Consider the following 19,900-nt stretch of genomic DNA (forward strand, 5'->3'; position numbering starts at 1 on the left):
CGCGTTTTGCGACAGTGGACGGCGACAGGTGTCGCAGAACGCCTACCGGAGACCATCATGTCCCTACCATCCCATCAGGCCGCGCTCAGCGCGGCGCGGCGCTTGTTCCGGCAGAAGGGCGTCGTGCCGGATCGGGTGCTGGCCGACCCCATCCTGCGCTCCTGGCGCCGTTGCGCCGAGTCCGGCCAGGATATGCGCGATGTCCGTCTGCCCGAACTGTTGACGCAGGGCGAGCTGCGCGAGGAACTGGATCGCCATGCGGCCCTCCGGCGGCTGTGCGCACCGGTCATGGCGGAAATGAAGCAGCGGGCGCGGGATGCCGGCGGGCTGGTGGTGTTGACCGATGCCGCCGGCCTGGTCCTGGACAGCGGCGGCAGCGCCGACTTCCTCGACCGCGCCAGCCGGCTGGCGCTGGCACCCGGCGCGTCCTGGAGCGAAGCGGCGGCGGGGACCAACGCCATCGGCACGGCCCTGGTGGAGCGCCATGCCATCGTCGTGCAGGGCGCCGAGCACTATTTCGAGCCCAATCGCGTGCTCACCTGCGCGGCCATGCCCATCCTGGATCCCACGGGCCGCACCCTGGGCCTGCTGGATCTGACCTGCCATGCGGACGGGCGCTGGCGCGGCGCGGGCGACAGCCTGCGAGCCGCCATCGACCGGGTGGAGCGTGGATTGTTCGAGGACCTGGCATCGTCATGCATGCTGTTGCGCCTGCATGAACAGCCGGGCGGGCTGGCGCAGGATGCCGCGGCCATGCTGGCTTTCGATGGCGACGTACTGGTCGCCGCGAATCGCCATGCGTGTTCCCTGCTGGGCATCGACCGCGCGGGCCTGGGCGTATTCCGGTATGACGATCTTTTCGCGGGCACGCCCGGCCAGGCCGCGGCCGCCGGACGCTTGCACCGGCAGGACGGACGGATGCTGCACGTGTCCGTGCGCTGGCCCGGGGACGAGCAGGGCGGGCGGCGTGGCAAGCTGAAGGTCATAGGGATAGGCGGCATTCCTCCTATCAGCCCGGTGCGGTCCGATCCGCCCGTGCGGCCGGTGGCGCCGGTGCCACGGGTTCCTCCCGCGGCGCCGGTCACCCGAGACCCTGACCATCCCGCGCAGGATCTGCCCATGTCCGACGTCCCCGCGCAAGACCGCCGCGCGCGGGGATCGCGCGGGCAGGACGATGCCGCACGCAGCCGGCCTGGCCGGCCCACGGCCGCGCGCGGTGCCAGGATGCCGGACGCCGGCGCCATGTCGCCCGCCTCGTCCGCATCCTATTGGTTCGATCCCGTCACCCTGGGCGAACTGGGCCGCACCGTGCGGCTGCTGGACGCCGGCGTCGCGGTGCTGCTGCAAGGCGAAACGGGCGTGGGCAAGGAAGTCTTCGCGCGCCAGATGCACCAGCGCAGCGCGCGCGCCGGCGGCCCCTTCGTCGCGGTCAATTGCGCCGCCCTGCCTGAAACCCTGATCGAATCGGAATTGTTTGGCTATGAGGATGGCGCTTTCACGGGCGCTCGCCGGCAGGGCAGCAAGGGTTTGCTGCGCCAAGCCCAGGGCGGCGTGCTCTTCCTCGATGAGATCGGCGACATGCCCCTGACTTTGCAAGCGCGCCTGCTGCGCGTGTTGCAGGCGCGCGAAGTCACGCCGCTGGGCGGCGGCCGCGCGGTTCCGGTGGATTTTGCTTTGATATGCGCCACGCACCAGGCGCTGGACATCGGCATCGGGCGTGGCGCGGTGGTCGACGGCGGCGGTCTCGGCGCGGCGGGGTCGGGTGGCGTGGCGCCGACCGGCCGCGTGGGCGCGACCGGAGCGCCGCCCGTGGCAGTGAGCGGGCCGGTGCGCAGCGACCTGTATTTTCGCATTGCCGAATATACGGTGCGCCTGCCCGCCTTGCGCGAGCATGCGGACCGCGCCTCGATCGTGCGTGCACTATGGCAAGCGGCGTGTGGTGATGGCGGTCCGCGCTTGTCGGCCGACGTGGTGCGTCTGCTGTCCGATTACGCCTGGCCGGGAAATTTTCGCCAGTTGTCGACGACCCTGCGTACGCTGCGCGTTCTGGCGGGTGACGAAGACGTGCGGGTGGATATGCTGTCGGCCGATATCCGCGGCGCCTTGCCGGTATTGGGCGCGGAGGCCGTCGCCGGGACGCTGCAAGGCATGACCGACGCGGCCATCCGTACTGCCTTGCAGGCCTGCGACGGGAATGTCAGCCAGGCGGCGCGCCGCCTGGGCGTGCACCGCAGCACCTTGTACCGCCGGGTCAAGAGCGGCGCGGACTGAACGCACCGCCTGGCGCGGCGGCATGATCGCCGCCGCATATCCTCGGTGTCATCGGCGCCGTGTGCTGCACGCCTGTGACCGATCCAATGTGATCGACGCCATGTGATCGACGCCGATTGCCACGGGCCCGCGCCTTCGTCAGGCGATCAGGCGCGCCAGTTCCGCGCCCGGATCCGGCGCGCGCATGAAGGCTTCGCCCACCAGGAAGGCATCGACGCCCTTGCCGCGCATCAGCTGGACATCCTCGGGCTTGAGGATGCCGCTTTCCGTGACGACGCGGCGGCCCGCGGGTATGCGGGGAAGAAGGTCGAGCGTGTTGCGCAGCGACGTTTCGAACGTGCGCAGGTTGCGGTTGTTGATGCCCAGCAGCGGCGTGCGCATGCCCAACGCCACATCCAGTTCCTGGGCGTCATGCACTTCCACCAGCACGTCCATGCCCAGCTCCATCGCGCACGCTTCCATGTCCTTGAGCTGGGACGGCGTCAGCGCGGCCGCGATCAGCAATACGCAGTCCGCGCCCAGCGCGCGCGCATTGATGATCTGGTAGGGATCGATGACGAAGTCCTTGCGCAGGACCGGCAGCGGGCACGCCGCGCGGGCTTGGCGCAGATGGTCGTGCGAGCCCTGGAAGAACTGCACGTCGGTCAGCACCGACAGGCAGGCGGCGCCATGCATCGCGTACGACGCCGCGATTTCGGCAGGGTTGAAGTTTTCCCGCAATACGCCGCGCGAGGGCGAGGCTTTCTTGATTTCGGCAATGACACCGGGCTTGCCGGCGGCGATCTTGTCTTCGATGGCTTGCGCGAAACCGCGCACGTCCTGGCGGGCTTGCGCTTCGCGCAGCAGTTCCGCTTCGCTGCGCAGCTGGCGCGCGGTGGCGACTTCCTCGGCCTTGACGGCGAGGATCTTCGCAAGAATGTCGTTCATTTCAATGTTTTCCCGTTCATACCTTCCGGGTGTAGGCGCAGAATTGTTCCAACTTGTCCCGGGCAGCGCCGTTAGCAATGGTTTCAAAAGCGAGCTTCAAACCCGCGTCGATGGAAGGCGCGCCATTCCCGGCGTAGATCGCCAGGCCTGCGTTCAATGCGACGATGTCGCGCGCGGGCCCGGCCTTGCCGGACAAGGCCTCGACGATCAGCTCGCGCGATTCCTCCCGATTGGACACCTTGATGCCGCGATTGGACATCATGGATAGCCCGTAGTCCTCGGGATGGATCTCATACTCGCTGACCACGCCATCCTTGAGCTCGCCTATCATCGTGGCGGCGCCCAGCGAAGCCTCGTCCATGCCGTCCTTGCCATGCACCACCAGCACGTGGCGGGAGCCGAGCCGCTCCAGCACACGCACCTGGATGCCGACCAGGTCCGGATGGAACACGCCCATCAACTGGTTCGCCGCCCCGGCGGGGTTGGTCAATGGACCCAGAATATTGAAAATGGTTCGCACGCCCAGTTCCTTGCGCACCGCCGCGACGTTCTTCATGGCGCCGTGATGGGCAGGCGCGAACATGAAGCCGATGCCGGTGGCCTCGATGCATTCCGCCACTTGCGCGGGCGTCAATTGCAGGTTGGCCCCCAGGGCTTCCAGGACGTCGGCGCTGCCGGAGGAGGACGATGCGCTGCGGTTGCCATGCTTGGCGATCTTCACGCCGGCCGCGGCGGCCACGAACATGGCCGTGGTCGAGATATTGAAGGTGTGGCTGCCATCGCCGCCGGTGCCGCACATGTCCAGCAGCCGTTCCGGATAGGGCGTTTCCACCGGCGTGGCGAACTCGCGCATGACCTGGGCGGCGGCGGTGATCTCGCCTATGGTTTCCTTCTTGACGCGCAGCCCCATCAATAGCGCGCTGGCGATCTGCGGCGACATTTCACCGCGCATCAGCAGGCGCATCAGGTGAAGCATTTCGTCGTGAAAGATTTCACGGTGTTCGATGCAGCGGGTCAGTGCTTCGGTGGGAGAGATGGTCATGGTCTATGCCTTTGCGGCTTATCGTCAGATATTCAGGAAGTTGCGCATGAGGGCGTGGCCATGCTCGCTCAGCACCGATTCCGGGTGGAACTGTACTCCGTAAATCGGCAGTGTTTTATGACGCACGCCCATGATGTCGCCATCCTCAGCCGTGGCGGTCACTTGCAGGCAGTCCGGCAGCGTGGCGGGGTCTATGGTCAGGGAGTTGTAGCGGATCACCGTATAGGGCGAGGGCAGGCCCGTGAAGATGTCCGTGCCCGTATGCGTGATGCGCACGGTCTTGCCATGCATGATGTGCGGGGCGCGCACGATGTCGCCGCCAAACGCGGTGCCGATGGCCTGGTGGCCCAGGCATACGCCCAGGATGGGCAGCTTGCCGGCGAATTCCTTGATCAGCGCCACGGAGATGCCGGCTTCGTTCGGCGAGCAGGGGCCGGGCGAGACGCAGATGCGGTCCGGCTTCATGGCGTGGATCTCTTCCAGCGTGATCTGGTCGTTGCGGGCCACCTTGACGTCCTCGCCCAATTCACCGAAGTACTGCACGAGGTTGTAGGTAAAGGAGTCGTAATTGTCGAGCATGAGCAGCCGGGACATAGTCAACCTCTGGAGCGGGAGCGCGTAGCGGGGAAAAGGGAGAAAAAGCAGGGCAGGGCGGGCTGCATGGCGCACGCATGGCTGGCGCGGGCCGGGCCGGCGGCTGGCGGGGAGGGATGGGTAAGGCGGTGAGGCATCGGGCAATCTCCTGGATTCTTGGAGCCGCCGTGCCGGATAGCCGTCTGGATGGGACCTTGCTGCCGGTACGGCGGCAAGGTGCGATCTACATACGCAACAACGTGCCGCTTCTTAAAAGAAGCGCCACCACTGAGTGTTGAGCGTTGCGTAAGTCATCACGGATGAAAGTACCGGAATTGGATGCGGGAGCGATTCCGCTTGCGGGTTGCCTGACCGCCGCGCACTGTGTGCAGCCAGTCAAACGCCGTCGAGTGTATCGCAAGTCGCGCGCGCCTGTCGACTGCGCATTTATTAGATGATGTCCATCATATTAAATAGTATGATGATCATCATCTAATGGCGGGGCGTCCTGCCCGCCATGCAACCGGAGTGCTTTTCCATGCAGAACAGTCAGGCTGCCGGCGACGGGCCGGCCGCACCCGAGGTCGTCCGCAAGCGGCGGCGGCTGCCCCTGGTCCTGCTCATGGCGGCGTGTGTCGCCGCGATCGCGGGCGGGGCCTATTGGGGATTGGAAGGACGGTTCCAGGAGTCCACCGACGATGCCTATGTGGGCGGCAATGTCACGGTGATCTCACCCCGTGTGTCGGGCTACGTCGCGCGCATCCTGGTGGAGGACAACGCGTTCGTCCATGCGGGCCAGCCCTTGCTGGAACTGGATCCCGCCGACTTCCAGGCGCGCCTGGACGCCGCCCGCGCCGAAGCCGATGCCGCGCGCGCCGCGTTGTCTCGCCTGGCGGCGCAGGCGGACCTGGCGCGGGCCGATATCGACCAGGCCCAGGCCCAGGCCGCGGTGGAACAGGCCGCCATCGACCTGGCCGAGCGGGACGACCGCCGCTACGCCAACCTGGCCGATACGCATTCGGGGACCCAGCAAGACGCCCAGCGCGCACGGACCACCTTGACGCAGGCGCGGGCTCGCTTGCGGGCGGCGCAGGCCGCCGTCAGTGCGCGCCAGCACGAGGCGGCCGTGGTGGCGGCGCAGGCGGGCGAGGCGCGTGCGCGCGTCGAGCAGGCCGATGCCAGCCTGCGCGCGGCCAGCCTGAACGTGGGCTACACGACGCTGATCGCGCCGATCGATGGATACGTGGGCAACCGCTCGGCCCATCCAGGCACGTTCGTCGCCGCGGGCACCCAGCTGATGTCGCTGGTGCCGGCGCAAGGGCTGTGGGTGGATGCCAATTTCAAGGAAGACCAGATCCGCGACATGCGGCCCGGCCAGCCCGTACGCATCGCCGTCGACGTCGATAGCGGCCTGCGCGTCACAGGCCGCGTACAAAGCGTGGCGCCGGCCACGGGCGCCATCTTCAGCGTCATTCCGGCGCAGAACGCGACAGGCAACTTCACCAAGATCGTGCAGCGCGTCCCCGTGCGTATCGTGCTGGACCAGGCGCTGGCATCGGTAGGGCCGTTGCGGGCGGGGCTGTCGGTGACCGCCACGGTCGACATCCGGGATGCCCGGCCATGAACGCCGCTGCCACAGGCGTATCGGGCGGGGCGGCGCCGTCGAGTGCGGGGGCTCCCCCGCATCCGCCGGTGCTGCCCTTCGCGATCATGTGCATGGGCATGTTCGTGGCGCTGCTGGACATCCAGATCGTCGCCGCGTCGCTGCAGGATATCGGTGGCGGCCTGTCGGCGGGACAGGACCAGATCGGCTGGCTGCAAACGGCCTACCTGATCGCCGAGATCATCGTGATCCCGATGTCGGGATGGCTGACGCGCGTGTTCTCCACGCGCTGGCTGTTCTCGGTTTCCGCGCTGGGTTTCACGGTGGCCAGCCTGCTGTGCGGGCTGGCCTGGAACATCGAGAGCATGATCGTGTTCCGTGCGCTGCAGGGCTTGATCGGCGCATCGATGATACCGACGGTCTTCACGTCCACCTTCCACTACTTTCCCGGCAAGCGCCAGCCCCTCGCGGCGGCCACCGTGGCGACGATCGCGTCCGTGGCGCCGGCGTTGGGGCCGGTGATCGGCGGCTGGATCACGGACACCCTGTCCTGGCGCTGGATCTTCTACATCAATCTGGCGCCCGGCCTGCTGGTGGCATTGAGCACGGCCTCCCTGGTCGACATCGACGAGCCCGATTTATCCCTGCTAAAGGGCGCCGACTATCCCGGCATCGCATTGCTGGCGGTCTTCCTGGGATTTCTGGAATACGTGCTGGAAGAGGGCTCGCGCTGGAACTGGTTCGACGATGCCGGGATACGTCGCGCGGCATGGATAGCCGGGGCGGGAGGCGTGCTGTTCGTCTGGCGCAGCCTGGTGTTTCCACGGCCCGTGGTGGACCTGCGCGCGCTGGGCAACCGCAACTTCCTGATAGGCTGCATCCTGTCCTTCATCACCGGCATGGGCATCTTCAGCACCATCTACCTGTTGCCCCTCTTCCTCGGCTACGTAAGAGGCTTGTCCGCCTTGCAGACGGGGAGCATCGTCTGCGCGACGGGACTCGGCGCCCTGCTGGGAGTACCGGTATACGTGGCGCTGGCGCGCCGCGTCGACGCGCGATTGCTGATGACCGCGGGACTGGCCATGTTCGGCCTGTCCATGCTGAGCTTCAGCCGCATCACGTCGGACTGGGACGGCGACCAGTTGTTCTGGCCGCAAATCATCCGCGGCTTTCCGCAGGTGTTCGCGGTGGCGCCCGCCGTGACGCTGGGATTGGGCAGCCTGGCCATGGCGCGCCTCAAGTACGCCAGCGGGCTGTTCAACATGATGCGCAACCTGGGCGGCGCCGTCGGCATCGCCCTGTGCGGCGCGATATTGAACAACCGCACCAACCTGCATTTCGACCGCATCGCCACGGCGTTCAACAGCGCCAACGCGGCGATGCAATCGCTATTGGATGGCACGCAGGCCCGTTATGGCCAGGTCCTGGGCGACGCGGCCCATGCGCAGGCCGCGGCCCTGGCGCAGCTGCGCGCGCTGGCCTATCGCGAAGCGTCGACCATGGCCTACGCGGACGCCTTCATCGTCATCGCCACCGCCTTTGCCCTTGCCGTCCTGCTTGCGCCCATGCTGCGCAAGGTCGGCGCGCGCCCGGCCGGTACTGATACGGGACATTGAGATGGATGCCTTGAATAAACGAAACAAGTGCAATGATGGGCGCGCGCGGCATATGCGCGCGATGGTGGTCGCGCTTATCGGCGCCTCGCTCCTGGCCGGCTGCATGGTGGGACCGGACTACATCCGGCCCGATACCGCCATGCCGGGCCGCTACCGGGCCGACACCGCGTCGCTCGCGCGCGACCGCGTACCGGCCGAGGACCTGGCGCAGTGGTGGGCGGGATTCCACGATCCCGTGCTGGCGGGCCTGGTCCAGCGCGCATTGGGACAGAACCTCGACCTGGCCGCCGCGCAGGCCCGCGTGGCGCAGGCGCGGGCCGCGGCCGGCGTAGCCTCCACGGCATGGCTGCCGCAAGGCGCGGTGGACGGCAGCGTGACGCGCGAGCGGCAGTCGACCGTCGGCGCCCTGGGCACCATCGCCAGCCAGTCGCCCGGGTACGACCGCAACCAGACCGTGCGCGCGCTGGGCGCCGGCGCCAGTTGGGAACTGGATCTCGCGGGCGGCCTGCGGCGGCGGGCCGAGGCCCTGCGCGCCCAGGCCGAGGCCGCGGAGGCGGCTAGCATGGGAGTGCGGATATCCGTGGTTGCCGAGACAGCCGATGCCTATTTCCTGCTGCGCGGCGCGCAAGACGCACTGGCGCTGCTGCAATCGCAAGTGGACGCGGATGCGCGCTATGTCGCGGTCATGGAGGACCGGATGCGCCAGGGCGTCGCCGTGGATCGCGAACGGGACGACGCGCTGGCGCGCCGTCGGCAGGACGAGGCGCTATTGCCTGCCTTGCGCGCGCAGGTGGAGAAGCAGGGCAATCGCCTGGACGTGCTGGTGGGCGATCATGCAGGCACCGATGCGGCCGGCCTGCGCAAGCCGGAGATTCGCGCCCTGGTGGCCTTGTCCACGGCGAAGGGACCCGCCCTCGGTGTCGCCGACACTGAAGCCGACACCGAAGCCGACACCGACACCGGCGTCACGGGACGGCTGGCATGGACGCTGCCCGCCATGCCAGGCAGCCTGGAGCCCGCCGCGCTGCTGCGGCGCCGGCCCGATGTGATGGCCGCGGAGCGCCATCTGGCGGCCGCCACGGCCGGCATCGGCGTGGCGCTGGCACAGTACTACCCCGACGTATCGCTGGCCGGACTCCTGGGCTACGAGCGGCTGGGCAATGGCAATCTATTTTCCAGCCAGGCTTTCCAGCCGTCGGTGCTGGCCGGCCTGCATGGGCGCTTGTTCGATTTCGGCCGCGTGGATGCCGAAGTGCGGCAGGCCCGCGGTGCACGGGCGGAGGCATTGGCCGCTTATCGGCAGGTGGTGCTGCGTGCCGGCGAGGACGTGGAGGATGCACTGGTGACGCTGGCCCAGGTCGATGCGCAAGCCGGCGCGTTGCGGGCGGCGGCCGATGCCGATGACCGCGCCGAGCAATCGGCCCGGCGCGCATACGGCCAGGGGACGGCCAGCCTGGCCGAGATCCTCTTGCGCCGGCGCGAGCAACTGCAAGCGCGGCGTGCATGGGTGTTGGCGGAGGTCGATCGCGCCCGGGCCACCGTGGATGCCTATCGCAGCCTGGGCGGCGGCTGGGATCCCGGCGTTGCGTCCGGGGAAGGGGCGCTGGCCGATGGCGGCTGAGGGTGGCCGCGGCCGCAGCCGCGGCCACGGGCCGCACTCATGATATGTTGTATGTCATCCCATTGAGGTCCAGACCATGCGATATCGCCCCGAACATAAAGAGGAAAGCCGCCGCAAGGTGTTGGCGGCCGCCGCGCGCGCCATCCGCGCGCAGGGGCCCGATGGCGTCAGCGTTGCCGCGGTGATGGGCGAGGCCGGCCTGACCCACGGCGGCTTCTATGCGCACTTCCCGTCCAAGAGCGCGCTGATCGCGCAGAGCATCGATTTCATGTTCGAAGAGATGGCGGCGCGCCTGGATGAAGTCATGCGGGGCAAGCCGCCGCGCGAGGCGCTGGCGGCATACATCGACAGCTACTTGTCGGGCCGCCACTGCGAGATGCGCGATGCCGGATGTCCCGTCGCGGCCCTGGGATCGGAAGTGCCCCGGCTGGACGCGCCGGCCCGCGAGGCCTTCGCACGCGGAATGGCCCGGCGGCAGCAGCGCCTGGCGGGGCTGCTGGCGGCGATGGGCGTGGCCGATGCCGATGCCAGCCGCGAGGCGCGGTCCATGCAGTCCGAGCTGCTGGGCGCCCTGGTCAGCTCCCGCCTGGTGGAAGATGCCGACAGCGCCGCCATCCTGGATATTTCACGCCGCGCCTTGCATGCGCGCTACAAGCTGGACGGGGCCAACTGAGGGCGCGCAGGGGGATGTGCTGAGAGGCAGCGTCTCTTGGCACGCGCTGCCAGGCCCGGCTCAGGCCTCATGCTGCGCCCAGCTTCATGCCCGGGCCGTCAGGCCTTGCGGATCCGGCCTATTGGGCCTACCTGTCGGGCCTACCCATTGGGCCTACTTACTGGACCTACCTATTGGGCCTACCTATTGGACCTATTGAGGCGGCGCGGCCGCCTTGTCGACGAACCACAACAGGTCCCCGCGCGGCGCGACCAATCCCGCCGGTGTGCGGGCGTCGTGGCGCCGGGCCCGCGCGATCGGATCGCGCTTGGCCGCGCCCTGTGCCAGGAACAGGACGGTGTCGGCGCTGTCCAGCACGGGATACGTCAGCGTGATGCGTGGTTCGGATTTTTGTCCGACGACCGCCACCGCCCACTCCTTTTCCTCCAGCAACTGCGGCGCGCCGGGGAACAGGGACGCGGTGTGGCCGTCGTCGCCGATGCCCAGCAGGTTGACGTCGAACAGCGGTCGATTGATGTCCAGCTTCTCGGTGCCATAGAAATCGCGCAACGTCCGTGCATAGCGCTGCGCGGCCGACTCCGGCGTGCCGTCGGTGGGCACGGGGTGCACGTTGGCGGGCGGGATGGGCACGTGGTCGATCAGCGCCTGTTTCGCCATGCGGTAATTGCTGTCCGGATGATCGTGCGGCACGAAGCGCTCGTCGCCCCAGAAGAGGTGGACGCGCTGCCAATCGATGCGGCTCGCCAGGTCGGGCCGGGCGAGTCTTTCATACAGGGGCTTGGGGGTGGACCCCCCGGACAAGGCCAGGGCGTAGCGGTCCTCGCTGGCCTCGATGTGTTCGACCAGCCATTTGGCGGCACCCTCGATCAATTCGGCGGGCGTCGCGTAGACATGCAAGGTGCCGCTGGCGGCGGGGGTACGGGAAGATCCGGTCATGGCTTGCTCCAGGTAGAGGACGCTGTGCACAGGTCCTTGGGGGTTGGGGCCAGGGTGGCGGTTTCATCCAGGTAAGGCCGGTCCGCGGCCATGCCGGGGCCGGCGCCCCGGACATGCACGCGGCATGCCCAGGGTCGATGATGCTAGTCCTTCTTTTCAATATGACCGCCGAAGCCGAACCGCATGGCGGACAGGACCTTGTCCGCATACGTGTGTTCCTGGCGTGAGCGGAAACGCGCGAACAGGGCGCCGGCCAGGACCGGCACCGGTACGGCCTGCTCGACCGCGGCGTCGATGGTCCACCGGCCTTCGCCGCTGTCGGCCACTTCGCCGGAGAAGGTGCTCAGCTCGGCATCGCGCGCCAGCGCGATCGCCGTCAGGTCCAGCAGCCAGGACGACACCACGCTGCCGCGTCGCCATACTTCTGCAACGTCGGCGACGTTGATCGACAGGCGCTGGTCTTCCGGAACGGCGTCCGTACCCTTGGAGCGCAGCAGGTCGAAGCCTTCCGCGTAGGCCTGCATCAAGCCATACTCGATCCCGTTGTGCACCATTTTCACGAAATGCCCGGCGCCGGCGGGGCCGGCGTGGATATAGCCCTGCTCGGCGCGCGGATCGCTGCCCTCGCGGCCCGGCGTGCGGGGGATGTCACCCAGCCCGGGCGCCAGGCAGGCGAAGATGGGATCGAGATAATCGACCACTTTCTTCTCGCCGCCTATCATCATGCAGTAGCCGCGTTCCAGGCCCCACACGCCGCCGGACGTGCCGACGTCGACATATTCGATGCCGCGTCCGGCAAGGTCGCGGGCGCGCCGCATGTCGTCCTTGTACATGGTGTTGCCGCCGTCGATGATGACGTCGCCGGCCTGCATCAGCCCGGCCAGCTCGTCGACCGTGGCTTGCGTGACGGCGCCGGCGGGCAGCATGACCCACACCACGCGAGGCGCGGGCAGGGCCTGCACCAGTTCGGCGACGCTGGCCGCGCCGCCGCCGCCATCGGCGCGCAAGGCGGCCACCGCGGCCTCGGCGCGGTCATATCCGGTCACGGCATGGCCGCCGCGCAACAGGCGGCGGGCGATGTTGGCGCCCATCCGGCCCAGGCCGATCAATCCTATATGCATATTTCTTCCTTCCATGGCTGGAGCTAGCGGGGGAGGCGACGCTGGCCGCCGCCTGGCCCGATTCTCGATACTTTATCGCGCTGGCGGGACTGACACCCAGCTGACGTTCACGGGGACGGCCTGAAGCGCGGTGGCGGAGAAATGTCGGTGCTGCTTTTATACAGGTAACCTTTGAAGGTAAACTTCATATATTCCATTGCGGGTCCATGGTCTGTACCCCATGGCAGGCACCCGCCCTCGAAGGACACCCATGAATACCCCTCCAGCCCGATCGGGCACCCAGGAGACGCTGCGGATCGCGGCCGACCTGCGCACGTCCATGAGCCGCCTGCGTCGGCGGCTGCGTGACGAGGCGCCCGCCGCCGAACTGACCTGGCCACAGATCAGCGTGGTGTCGCAGCTGGAACGGTTGGCGTGCGCCACGGTGAGTACGCTGGCGCGCGCCGAAGGGGTCAAGCCGCAAACGATGGGCGCCCTGGTGGCCGCGCTGTACGAAGGCGGCTATGTGGACGGCGTGGCCGACCCACACGACGGGCGCCAAACCCTGTGGTCGCTTACGCCCAAGTGCCAGGCCTGGTTCAAGACGCACCGCGCGGTGCGGGTCGATTGGCTGTCCGGCGCCATACATACGCAGCTGGACGCGACCGAACGCAAGACACTGGCGCAGGCGGTGCAACTCCTGGAAAGGCTGGCACAGGCATGAAAGCAACCTTGCCCCGCGTGCGCAACTGGGGCCTGCTTATCGCCGTGTCCGCCACGCTGGCCGCGCTGCTTCATCACGCCGGCCTGCCGGCGGGCTTGATGCTGGGCCCCATGCTGGCGGCCGTGCTGGCGATGGTGGTGGGCATGCAGGTGCGTTTGCCCGGTCCCTTGTTCGTGGCGGCGCAAGGCGTGATCGGCTGCATGATCGCGCGCGGCATTCCGCCTTCCGTGATCGGCACGGTGGCTGAAAAATGGCCCTTGTTCTTCGGCGGCGTAGCCGCCGTGACCATCGCGGCCAACGCGCTGGGGTGGGTGCTGGCGCGCTTGCGCGTCTTTCCGGGGACGACCGCCGTGTGGGGAGCGTCGCCGGGCGGGGCCTCCACGATGACATTGATGGCGGAGTCCTACGGCGCGGATACGCGCCTGGTCGCGTTCATGCAATACCTGCGCGTGGTGTGCGTGGCCGTGGTGGCTTCGCTGGTGGCGCATCTGTTCGTGCAGGGCGGTACGCCGCAAACGCCCCCGCCCGCGGCGGTGGTGGACTGGTTTGAGCCGGTCTCGCCCTGGCCCTTCCTGGCCACGCTGGTCCTGGCGGTGGGGGGCGCGTGGCTGGGGGGCGTGCTGCGTATCCCGGCCGGCGCGCTGCTGTTGCCCATGGCCCTGGGCACTGCCCTGCACCTGGTGGAAGGCGTGGCACTCGAACTCCCGCCCTGGCTGCTGGCATTGGCGTATGCCTTCGTCGGCTGGAACATCGGCATGCGCTTTACGCGGCCCATCCTGGCGGTGGCGTGGCGAGCCTTGCCCAAGGTGCTGATATCGACTTTCCTGTTGATCGGCATCTGCGGACTGTTCGCCTTGGCACTGGTGGACTGGGCCGGCGTCGATCCGCTGACGGCCTATCTGGCGACCAGCCCGGGCGGCGCCGATTCGGTCGCCATCATCGCGGCCACCAGCCATGGCGTGGACATGCCCTTCGTGTTGGCGATGCAGACCTTGCGTTTTGTGCTGGTGATGTTCACCGGTCCCGCGATCGCGCGGTTCATCGCGGGACGGGTAACGCGTGCGCGGGCGGCCACGGGCGTGTTGCCGTAGAGCCCGTCCGCGGGTTCGCGCGTTCAAGCCACTGGCAGGAGCCGCGTGCCGGCTGCCGCGATCGTGTCGGTCATCGTGCGAGGGTCGTGTCGTCCGCGTCGATAAAGGGAATGTCGCTGAAGCCTTCCTCGGACAGTTTCCGGTATTCGCCCGTTCCGGCCAGTTCAGTCATTTCCTTCATTTCTTGCTTTTCGGCCTGGTACGGCGCGCGCGGCACGGGCGTGCTGGCCGGCGCGGCTGCATGGCTTGGCGCCGACATGGTCCAGGCGCGGAGTTTCGCACTCACGCGATCGAAGAGATTCGCGATGGCGGCCGGGATGTCGCGCACGCCGCGCTGGATCCGGGTCCAAAGGCCGGCGATGAACGACGACGGGGCCGCCCCATCTCGCAGCGTCGCGGCCGGTGACGCCCCGTTCCTGGCATACAGCGGTTTGGGCGAGATTTCGCCGTCCGATGGCGGCGTGGTCAGCGCGGGTACTTGCAGGGTTTCATGCTGTGTTTTCTGCACCTGCTTGAGCGCTTGCTCCAGGCTGCCCAGATGCCGCATGTAGTCCGTTCGTAGTTGCACGTACCCGTCATCGCCGCCCGCGATCTTGGCTTGCTCCCTGTCGCCTTGCCCGCTATTGGGTTGCTTCGCATATGCACTCTCATTGCCCCAATGCGTCAGGAACGCGGAGGTCCGTGGCCAGTCCGGGAACGACGCGAGCGCATCCTTGTAGTTGGAGTCCAGATTGCGGCAGAGCGTGGCGACGCTGCGTAGCGGGCCGTCTCCCGCTCCTTTCGGTTTTCCTTCCTCGGCCAGCCCGCCGTTTCGGTAGTAGTCGTGTTGCTCCTCCAGGCTGCTGAGCTTGGGCAGGTCCTGGTACAGCTGGCGCGCCTTCGCCCAGGGTTTCTCCAGCATCCCCACGCGAATGGACTCCGGCGCTTCCTGCATAAGCCGTTCGGCCAGGGTGGCTTGGGCGGCGGCGCCGACTTGCGTGACCGGGCCGCGCGGCGCGGTGCCCGGCCGGACCGGCATGGCCGCCTCGGCGGCCGGGCCTCGTCTCTCGCTGTCCGGCGTGGCGCGCGCCGGTGCCTCGTCAGTCCCGCTGTGATAGCCGTCGTCCGAGGAGGCCTCGGAGGAGGCTACGGAGCCTTCCGATGCCCTGCGGGCAGCCAGCACGGCATCCTTGTGGCTGTCGGAGGATGGAAATGCCGCAAGGACGGCTTGTGGGGCCTCCGTATCCTGGCGGGGCGACAGGGTAGATGCCGGCCTCGCGCCGCAAGGCGCGGCGCGTTGTGCCGGGTGCGGGTCGACCCTCAGGACGCGCGGTTCGCGAACCCTGGACGCCAGGGGACCCTCGTTGGTGCGAAACAACGCCCTGCGCCTACCGTGCCTGGCCGTGACGGTCAGCGCCGTGCTGTCGGACTTCAGCAGCCCGCGGAGCCGGGACAGGTCCGATGCAACGTTGAGCAGGCTTGGTCCAAGGGAAGGGATGGAAGAGAGAGGAGAGAGCGGGGGCGAGGACAAGAGCATGATGGCGGACTCACTTTCAGCGTTTCAACGCTTGCACGTTTCAACGAGTTGAGCGCCAGGCCGGGCCGCAAGACCCGGCCTGGCCGATTGCGCTGATGAGTAACCACCCAAGCCGATAGGTTCGCTGCCCGCGCGCAACGCCGCTTGACGCCGCGTTGACGCTTGCCCCTTAAAGCCGGCATGGCGTGCCGATCATGCCTTAGATCGGTTCGTCCAATCCGTTCTGCACCTGCTCGGCCGCGCGCAGGACGGCGCGCGCCTTGGCCTCGGTCTCGGCCCATTCCGCTTCCGGGCTGGAGTCGGCGACGATGCCGGCGGCTGCCTGCACATACAGCGTGCCATTCTTGATCACGCCCGTTCGGATGGCGATGGCCACGTCCATTTCGCCGCCGTAGCTCAGGTAGCCCGCCGCGCCGCCATAGATGCCGCGGCGCACGGGCTCCAGTTCATCGATCAGTTCCATGGCGCGTACCTTGGGCGCGCCGGTCAGCGTGCCGGCGGGGAAGGCCGCGCGCAGGACGTCCATGCTGGTCATGTCGGGGCTCAGGTTGCCGGCCACGTTGGAAACCAGGTGCATGACGTGAGAGTAGCGTTCGATGGCCATGGTGTCGGTCACCTTGACCGAGCCCACTTCGGCGACACGGCCGACGTCGTTGCGCGCCAGGTCGATCAGCATCACGTGTTCGGCGATTTCCTTGGGGTCGGCGCGCAGTTCCGCGGCCAGGGCGGCATCCTCCTCGGGCGTGCCGCCGCGCTTGCGCGTGCCGGCCAGCGGACGGATGGTGATCTGCGACTTCTCGGCGCCCTGGTCGATCACGCGCTCCTGCCGTACCAGGATCTCGGGCGAGGAGCCCACCACCTGGAAGTCGCCGAAGTTCCAGAAGTACATGTACGGTGACGGATTCAACGAGCGCAGCGCCCGATAGAGCGACAGCGGGGCGTCGCGGAAGGGCTTGGCGATGACCTGTCCCACCTGCACCTGCATCAGGTCGCCCGCGGCGATGTACTCCTTGGCGCGCCGTACGGCGGCCAGGTAGTCTTCCTTCTTGAAGTCGCGCCGCTCCTCGGTCTGCATGCTGGCGTGGCTATAGGGAATTTCCACGGGCTTGCGCAGCTTGGCGCGCAGTTCGCGCAGGCGTTGCTGGGCTCGTCCGTAGGCCTCGGGCTGGCGGGGATCGGCGTAGACCATCAGGTAGATGCGGCCGGCCAGGTTGTCGACGATGACCAGTTCGTCGACGTGCAGCAGCATGATGTCCGGCGTGCCTTCGTCCATGCCGGCGGGAAAGGGCTTGACCGCCGGACCCAGGCGCGGCTCGATGTGGCGCACCGTGTCATAGCCGAAATAGCCGGCCAGGCCGCCGGCGAAGCGGGGCATCCCCGGGCGCAGCGCCACCTTGAAGCGGGCCTGGTATTGCTCGATGAAGGCCAGCGGATCGCCTTCGTGCGTCTCCACCACCTGGCCGTCGCGCAGGACTTCGGTCAGCGTGCCGCGGGCGCGGATCACGGTGCTGGCGGGCAGGCCGATGAAGGAATAGCGGCCGAAGCGTTCGCCGCCGACCACCGATTCCATCAGGCAGCTCATGCGGCCGCCTTGCGGGCCGGCGTGGGCCAGTTTCAGGTAGATCGCGAGCGGGGTGTCCAGGTCGGCGTAGGTCTCTGCCACCAGGGGGATGCGGTTATAGCCTTCCTTGGCCAGCGCTTTGAATTCCAGTTCGGTCATGTCGGTCTCGGGTGGGGGTTCGTTGCCAGCCGGGTGTAAACAGCAAAAAGCCCGGCCATCATATGGTTCCGGGCTTGGGGATTGTCCTGCTGTGTGCGGCGCCGTGTACGGATACGTTCAGCGCGGCGCGTCGGTCATCGCCACCCGGAAGACAAACGCCACCAGCGCCAGGTGGCGCGAGCGGGTTGCGACAGGGTCAGGGCGATCATGATCGTTGACGTTTGCGGTGTGGGGGCTGCGTGGGGATTGCTTGCGAGAAGGCAGTCTTCAAAGGCAGTCTTCAAGCCAGGCAGTCTTCAAGCCGTTTTCGGGATGGCGCCATCGCGCGCGATCCAGTCGGCGGCGTCGACCAGCGAGGCAACTATACCATCGACTTCCAGCGTACGCACGTCCACCCCCTCGTTGTAGCCGTAAGGCACCACCAGCACCCGCGTGCCCGCGCCGCGGCCCGCCTGGGTGTCGTTCAGGGAGTCGCCGATGGTGACGGCGCGCGCCGGCGGCACGTCCAGCAGGGTGCAGGCGTGCAACACGGGCTGCGGGTCGGGCTTCTTGCGTTCGCAGGTGTCGCCGCAGACCACCGCCTGGAAAAAACCGGCCAGGCCGGTGCGTTGCAGCAGGGGCAGCGTGAATTCGGTGGGCTTGTTGGTGACGACGGCCAGCTTCAGGCCCAGGTCGCGCATTGCTTTCAGGCCGTCCAGGACGCCGTCGAACACCACGGCCTTGTCGCCGTTGACCAGATGGTAGTGGCGGTAGAAGGACTCCCGGCCTCGCTGGAACAGCGCTTCGTCGCACGCATCGCCTTCCAGCGAGGCGGCCAGCGTGCGGCGCACCAGGTTATCCACGCCCTTGCCGACGAAGGTTGCGATGACGTCCTCGCGCAGCACGTCCATGCCCAGCTCCACGCGCATGGCGTTGGCGGCCATCGCCAGGTCGGGAATGGAGTCGAGCAGGGTCCCGTCGAGATCCAGCAGGGCGGCGCGGAAGGAGGTCATGAGCGTGGGTTCCTGCACAAGAAGGCGTAAGAGAAGGCGTAAGGACCGCGGCGGCGGCCGTCGTGGATGGGATTGCGGGATCAGGCGGGCAGCGTCTTGGCGCGCGCCAGTTCCTGGCGCATGGCGTCGATGACCGCCTTGTAGTCGGGCTTGCCGAAGATCGCCGATCCGGCGACGAAGGTATCGGCGCCGGCCGCATGGATCTGCGCGATGTTCTCCACTTTTACGCCGCCGTCGACCTCCAGCGCGATGTGATGGCCGCCGGCTTCGGTCCAGCGGTCGATGCGCGCGCGCGCCTGGCGCAGCTTGACCAGGGCGTTGTCGATGAAGCTCTGGCCGCCGAAGCCCGGGTTGACCGACATGATCAGCACCAGGTCCAGCTTGTCCATCACATAGTCCATGTGCTCCAGCGACGAGGCCGGATTGAAGACCAGGCCGGCCTTGCAGCCATGGTCGCGGATCAGCGACAGCGTGCGGTCGATATGACGCGTGGCTTCCGGGTGGAAGGAAATGATGTCGGCGCCGGCCTTGGCGAACTCCGGGATGAGCGCGTCCACCGGCTCGACCATCAGGTGCACGTCGATGGGCGCCTTGACGTGCGGACGGATTGCGGCACAGACCATGGGGCCGATGGTGAGGTTGGGGACGTAATGGTTGTCCATGACGTCGAAGTGGATCCAGTCCGCGCCGGCCTCGACGACGTTGCGCACTTCTTCGCCCAGGCGGGCGAAATCGGCGGACAGGATGCTGGGGGCGATGCGGGGGGCGGGAGTCAGGGACATGATCGGCGGCGCTCGTGCAAGGAAGGAGGGCGGCGGGAATTCAGGGGATAATGTGCCATTATTGCAGTTTGCCGCGGCGGACGCGGCGGGCGGGGCGGCCTCCTGGCCGCGCGGCGTGTTCCCGTCCTTCCGCCGGGCGGGCTGTCACGCCACCCTGGAGAGCCGGAAATCCCGTGAAACCCTACGATCTTTCCGTGACGGTCGAGCCGCGCTTCGTGCCCGACCAGTCCGACCCCGGCGAGCAGCAATATGTGTTCGCCTACACGGTCCGTATCACCAATACCGGGCAGAACCCGGCGCAGGTCATCAGCCGCCACTGGATCATCATCGACGGCAACGAGCGCGTGCAGGAAGTGCGCGGCCTGGGCGTCGTCGGCCAGCAACCCCTGCTGGCCCCGGGCGAGACCTTCGAATACACCAGCGGCTGTCCGCTGCCCACGCCCGTCGGCACCATGCGCGGCACCTATCATTGCGTGGGCGAGAACGGCATACCCTTCGAAGTGGCCATCCCCGAATTCCTGCTGGCGATGCCGCGGACCTTGCATTGAAAGCGCCCCGCGCGCCGGCCTCATGACGACGATCATGCCGGCCGGCGGCGGCGTCCGCCCGCATGGGCCGCCGGCCCCTGTGGCCATTCCGGCCGGACCTTACCCGTATGTCTCAGAATTCCCGAAGATTTTCCCGCATGAACCGTTACGTTTTCTTGACCATGG

Annotated in this window: 17 protein-coding genes; 8 read left to right on the forward strand and 9 right to left on the reverse strand. The window is 67.7% G+C overall.

Annotated elements, in window-relative coordinates:
• Positions 1 to 57 precede the first annotated feature (57 nt).
• Positions 58 to 2,271 (forward strand): sigma-54-dependent Fis family transcriptional regulator, encoded by a 2,214-nt coding sequence (locus C7R54_RS18825; RefSeq protein WP_192903694.1) that lies wholly within the window; start codon positions 58 to 60, stop codon positions 2,269 to 2,271.
• Between the two features lie 138 nt (positions 2,272 to 2,409).
• Here C7R54_RS18825 and trpC read toward each other — a convergent pair whose 3' ends face one another.
• From trpC to C7R54_RS18840, 3 genes are read right to left on the reverse strand one after another with little or no spacing between them, the layout of a single operon-like run.
• A complete protein-coding gene (trpC, locus tag C7R54_RS18830) occupies positions 2,410 to 3,198 on the reverse strand; it encodes an indole-3-glycerol phosphate synthase TrpC (protein ID WP_129151942.1) in 789 nt (262 codons plus the stop codon).
• A 16-nt stretch (positions 3,199 to 3,214) separates the two neighbouring features.
• Positions 3,215 to 4,240 (reverse strand): anthranilate phosphoribosyltransferase, encoded by a 1,026-nt coding sequence (trpD, locus tag C7R54_RS18835; RefSeq protein WP_129151943.1) that lies wholly within the window; start codon positions 4,238 to 4,240, stop codon positions 3,215 to 3,217.
• Between the two features lie 24 nt (positions 4,241 to 4,264).
• Complete coding sequence (locus C7R54_RS18840; RefSeq protein ID WP_129151944.1) at positions 4,265 to 4,834, reverse strand: anthranilate synthase component II; 570 nt, start codon at positions 4,832 to 4,834, stop codon at positions 4,265 to 4,267.
• Positions 4,835 to 5,351: 517 nt separating this feature from the next.
• Here C7R54_RS18840 and C7R54_RS18845 point away from each other — a divergent pair.
• The 4 genes from C7R54_RS18845 to C7R54_RS18860 all read left to right on the forward strand — a co-directional run bounded on the left by C7R54_RS18845 (position 5,352) and on the right by C7R54_RS18860 (position 10,326).
• A complete protein-coding gene (locus C7R54_RS18845; protein WP_129151945.1) occupies positions 5,352 to 6,437 on the forward strand; it encodes an HlyD family secretion protein in 1,086 nt (361 codons plus the stop codon).
• Positions 6,434 to 8,032 carry an MDR family MFS transporter gene (locus C7R54_RS18850; protein ID WP_129151946.1) on the forward strand — a complete coding sequence of 533 codons (1,599 nt, stop codon included), beginning with the start codon at positions 6,434 to 6,436 and terminating at the stop codon, positions 8,030 to 8,032. The genes C7R54_RS18845 and C7R54_RS18850 overlap by 4 nt, the downstream gene beginning before the upstream one ends.
• A gap of 10 nt (positions 8,033 to 8,042) precedes the next feature.
• On the forward strand, positions 8,043 to 9,653 hold the full coding sequence (locus tag C7R54_RS18855; RefSeq protein ID WP_240039594.1) for a TolC family protein: 1,611 nt from the start codon (positions 8,043 to 8,045) through the stop codon (positions 9,651 to 9,653).
• A 76-nt stretch (positions 9,654 to 9,729) separates the two neighbouring features.
• Positions 9,730 to 10,326, forward strand: coding sequence for a TetR/AcrR family transcriptional regulator (locus tag C7R54_RS18860; RefSeq protein ID WP_129151947.1), 597 nt, complete (start codon positions 9,730 to 9,732; stop codon positions 10,324 to 10,326).
• 192 nt (positions 10,327 to 10,518) lie between these two features.
• On the opposite strand, the gene pgl is transcribed toward C7R54_RS18860, so the two are convergent.
• On the reverse strand, positions 10,519 to 11,262 hold the full coding sequence (gene pgl / locus C7R54_RS18865) for a 6-phosphogluconolactonase (protein WP_129151948.1): 744 nt from the start codon (positions 11,260 to 11,262) through the stop codon (positions 10,519 to 10,521).
• 143 nt (positions 11,263 to 11,405) lie between these two features.
• Positions 11,406 to 12,398 carry a phosphogluconate dehydrogenase (NAD(+)-dependent, decarboxylating) gene (gene gnd, locus C7R54_RS18870; RefSeq protein ID WP_275669696.1) on the reverse strand — a complete coding sequence of 331 codons (993 nt, stop codon included), beginning with the start codon at positions 12,396 to 12,398 and terminating at the stop codon, positions 11,406 to 11,408.
• Between the two features lie 235 nt (positions 12,399 to 12,633).
• Between gnd and C7R54_RS18875 the strand changes: the two genes are divergently transcribed.
• Both C7R54_RS18875 and C7R54_RS18880 read left to right on the forward strand, forming a co-directional pair.
• Positions 12,634 to 13,086, forward strand: a complete 453-nt coding sequence (locus tag C7R54_RS18875) for a MarR family winged helix-turn-helix transcriptional regulator (RefSeq protein WP_129151950.1) — start codon at positions 12,634 to 12,636, stop codon at positions 13,084 to 13,086.
• Entirely contained in the window at positions 13,083 to 14,177 is a 1,095-nt protein-coding gene (locus C7R54_RS18880; RefSeq protein WP_129151951.1) for an AbrB family transcriptional regulator, read from the forward strand. Before C7R54_RS18875 ends, C7R54_RS18880 begins: the two co-directional genes overlap by 4 nt.
• A 70-nt stretch (positions 14,178 to 14,247) precedes the next feature.
• On the opposite strand, the gene C7R54_RS18885 is transcribed toward C7R54_RS18880, so the two are convergent.
• The 4 genes from C7R54_RS18885 to rpe all read right to left on the reverse strand — a co-directional run bounded on the left by C7R54_RS18885 (position 14,248) and on the right by rpe (position 19,187).
• The gene (locus C7R54_RS18885; RefSeq protein WP_129151952.1) at positions 14,248 to 15,339 is read right to left on the reverse strand and encodes a hypothetical protein; all 1,092 of its coding nucleotides are present in this window, start codon (positions 15,337 to 15,339) and stop codon (positions 14,248 to 14,250) included.
• Between the two features lie 553 nt (positions 15,340 to 15,892).
• Positions 15,893 to 17,413 (reverse strand): anthranilate synthase component I, encoded by a 1,521-nt coding sequence (gene trpE, locus C7R54_RS18890; RefSeq protein ID WP_129151953.1) that lies wholly within the window; start codon positions 17,411 to 17,413, stop codon positions 15,893 to 15,895.
• 296 nt (positions 17,414 to 17,709) lie between these two features.
• Positions 17,710 to 18,405: a phosphoglycolate phosphatase gene (locus C7R54_RS18895; RefSeq protein ID WP_129151954.1), complete on the reverse strand. Its 696-nt coding sequence runs from the start codon at positions 18,403 to 18,405 to the stop codon at positions 17,710 to 17,712.
• Between the two features lie 80 nt (positions 18,406 to 18,485).
• Positions 18,486 to 19,187 carry a ribulose-phosphate 3-epimerase gene (gene rpe / locus C7R54_RS18900; protein ID WP_129151955.1) on the reverse strand — a complete coding sequence of 234 codons (702 nt, stop codon included), beginning with the start codon at positions 19,185 to 19,187 and terminating at the stop codon, positions 18,486 to 18,488.
• A 173-nt stretch (positions 19,188 to 19,360) separates the two neighbouring features.
• Between rpe and apaG the strand changes: the two genes are divergently transcribed.
• Positions 19,361 to 19,735, forward strand: a complete 375-nt coding sequence (gene apaG, locus C7R54_RS18905) for a Co2+/Mg2+ efflux protein ApaG (RefSeq protein ID WP_129151956.1) — start codon at positions 19,361 to 19,363, stop codon at positions 19,733 to 19,735.
• Positions 19,736 to 19,900 lie beyond the last annotated feature (165 nt).

The sequence above is a fragment of the Achromobacter aloeverae genome, assembly GCF_004121055.1.
Classification (GTDB): domain Bacteria; phylum Pseudomonadota; class Gammaproteobacteria; order Burkholderiales; family Burkholderiaceae_B; genus Bordetella_C; species Bordetella_C aloeverae.

What these genes read in the sequence shown, in the direction of transcription:
- C7R54_RS18825 (WP_192903694.1), top strand. Translation starts at nt 58, where the DNA reads ATGTCCCTACCATCCCATCAGGCCGCGCTCAGCGCGGCGCGGCGCTTG.
- trpC (WP_129151942.1), bottom strand. Translation starts at nt 3,198, where the DNA reads ATGAACGACATTCTTGCGAAGATCCTCGCCGTCAAGGCCGAGGAAGTC.
- trpD (WP_129151943.1), bottom strand. Translation starts at nt 4,240, where the DNA reads ATGACCATCTCTCCCACCGAAGCACTGACCCGCTGCATCGAACACCGT.
- C7R54_RS18840 (WP_129151944.1), bottom strand. Translation starts at nt 4,834, where the DNA reads ATGTCCCGGCTGCTCATGCTCGACAATTACGACTCCTTTACCTACAAC.
- C7R54_RS18845 (WP_129151945.1), top strand. Translation starts at nt 5,352, where the DNA reads ATGCAGAACAGTCAGGCTGCCGGCGACGGGCCGGCCGCACCCGAGGTC.
- C7R54_RS18850 (WP_129151946.1), top strand. Translation starts at nt 6,434, where the DNA reads ATGAACGCCGCTGCCACAGGCGTATCGGGCGGGGCGGCGCCGTCGAGT.
- C7R54_RS18860 (WP_129151947.1), top strand. Translation starts at nt 9,730, where the DNA reads ATGCGATATCGCCCCGAACATAAAGAGGAAAGCCGCCGCAAGGTGTTG.
- pgl (WP_129151948.1), bottom strand. Translation starts at nt 11,262, where the DNA reads ATGACCGGATCTTCCCGTACCCCCGCCGCCAGCGGCACCTTGCATGTC.
- gnd (WP_275669696.1), bottom strand. Translation starts at nt 12,398, where the DNA reads ATGGAAGGAAGAAATATGCATATAGGATTGATCGGCCTGGGCCGGATG.
- C7R54_RS18875 (WP_129151950.1), top strand. Translation starts at nt 12,634, where the DNA reads ATGAATACCCCTCCAGCCCGATCGGGCACCCAGGAGACGCTGCGGATC.
- C7R54_RS18880 (WP_129151951.1), top strand. Translation starts at nt 13,083, where the DNA reads ATGAAAGCAACCTTGCCCCGCGTGCGCAACTGGGGCCTGCTTATCGCC.
- trpE (WP_129151953.1), bottom strand. Translation starts at nt 17,413, where the DNA reads ATGACCGAACTGGAATTCAAAGCGCTGGCCAAGGAAGGCTATAACCGC.
- C7R54_RS18895 (WP_129151954.1), bottom strand. Translation starts at nt 18,405, where the DNA reads ATGACCTCCTTCCGCGCCGCCCTGCTGGATCTCGACGGGACCCTGCTC.
- rpe (WP_129151955.1), bottom strand. Translation starts at nt 19,187, where the DNA reads ATGTCCCTGACTCCCGCCCCCCGCATCGCCCCCAGCATCCTGTCCGCC.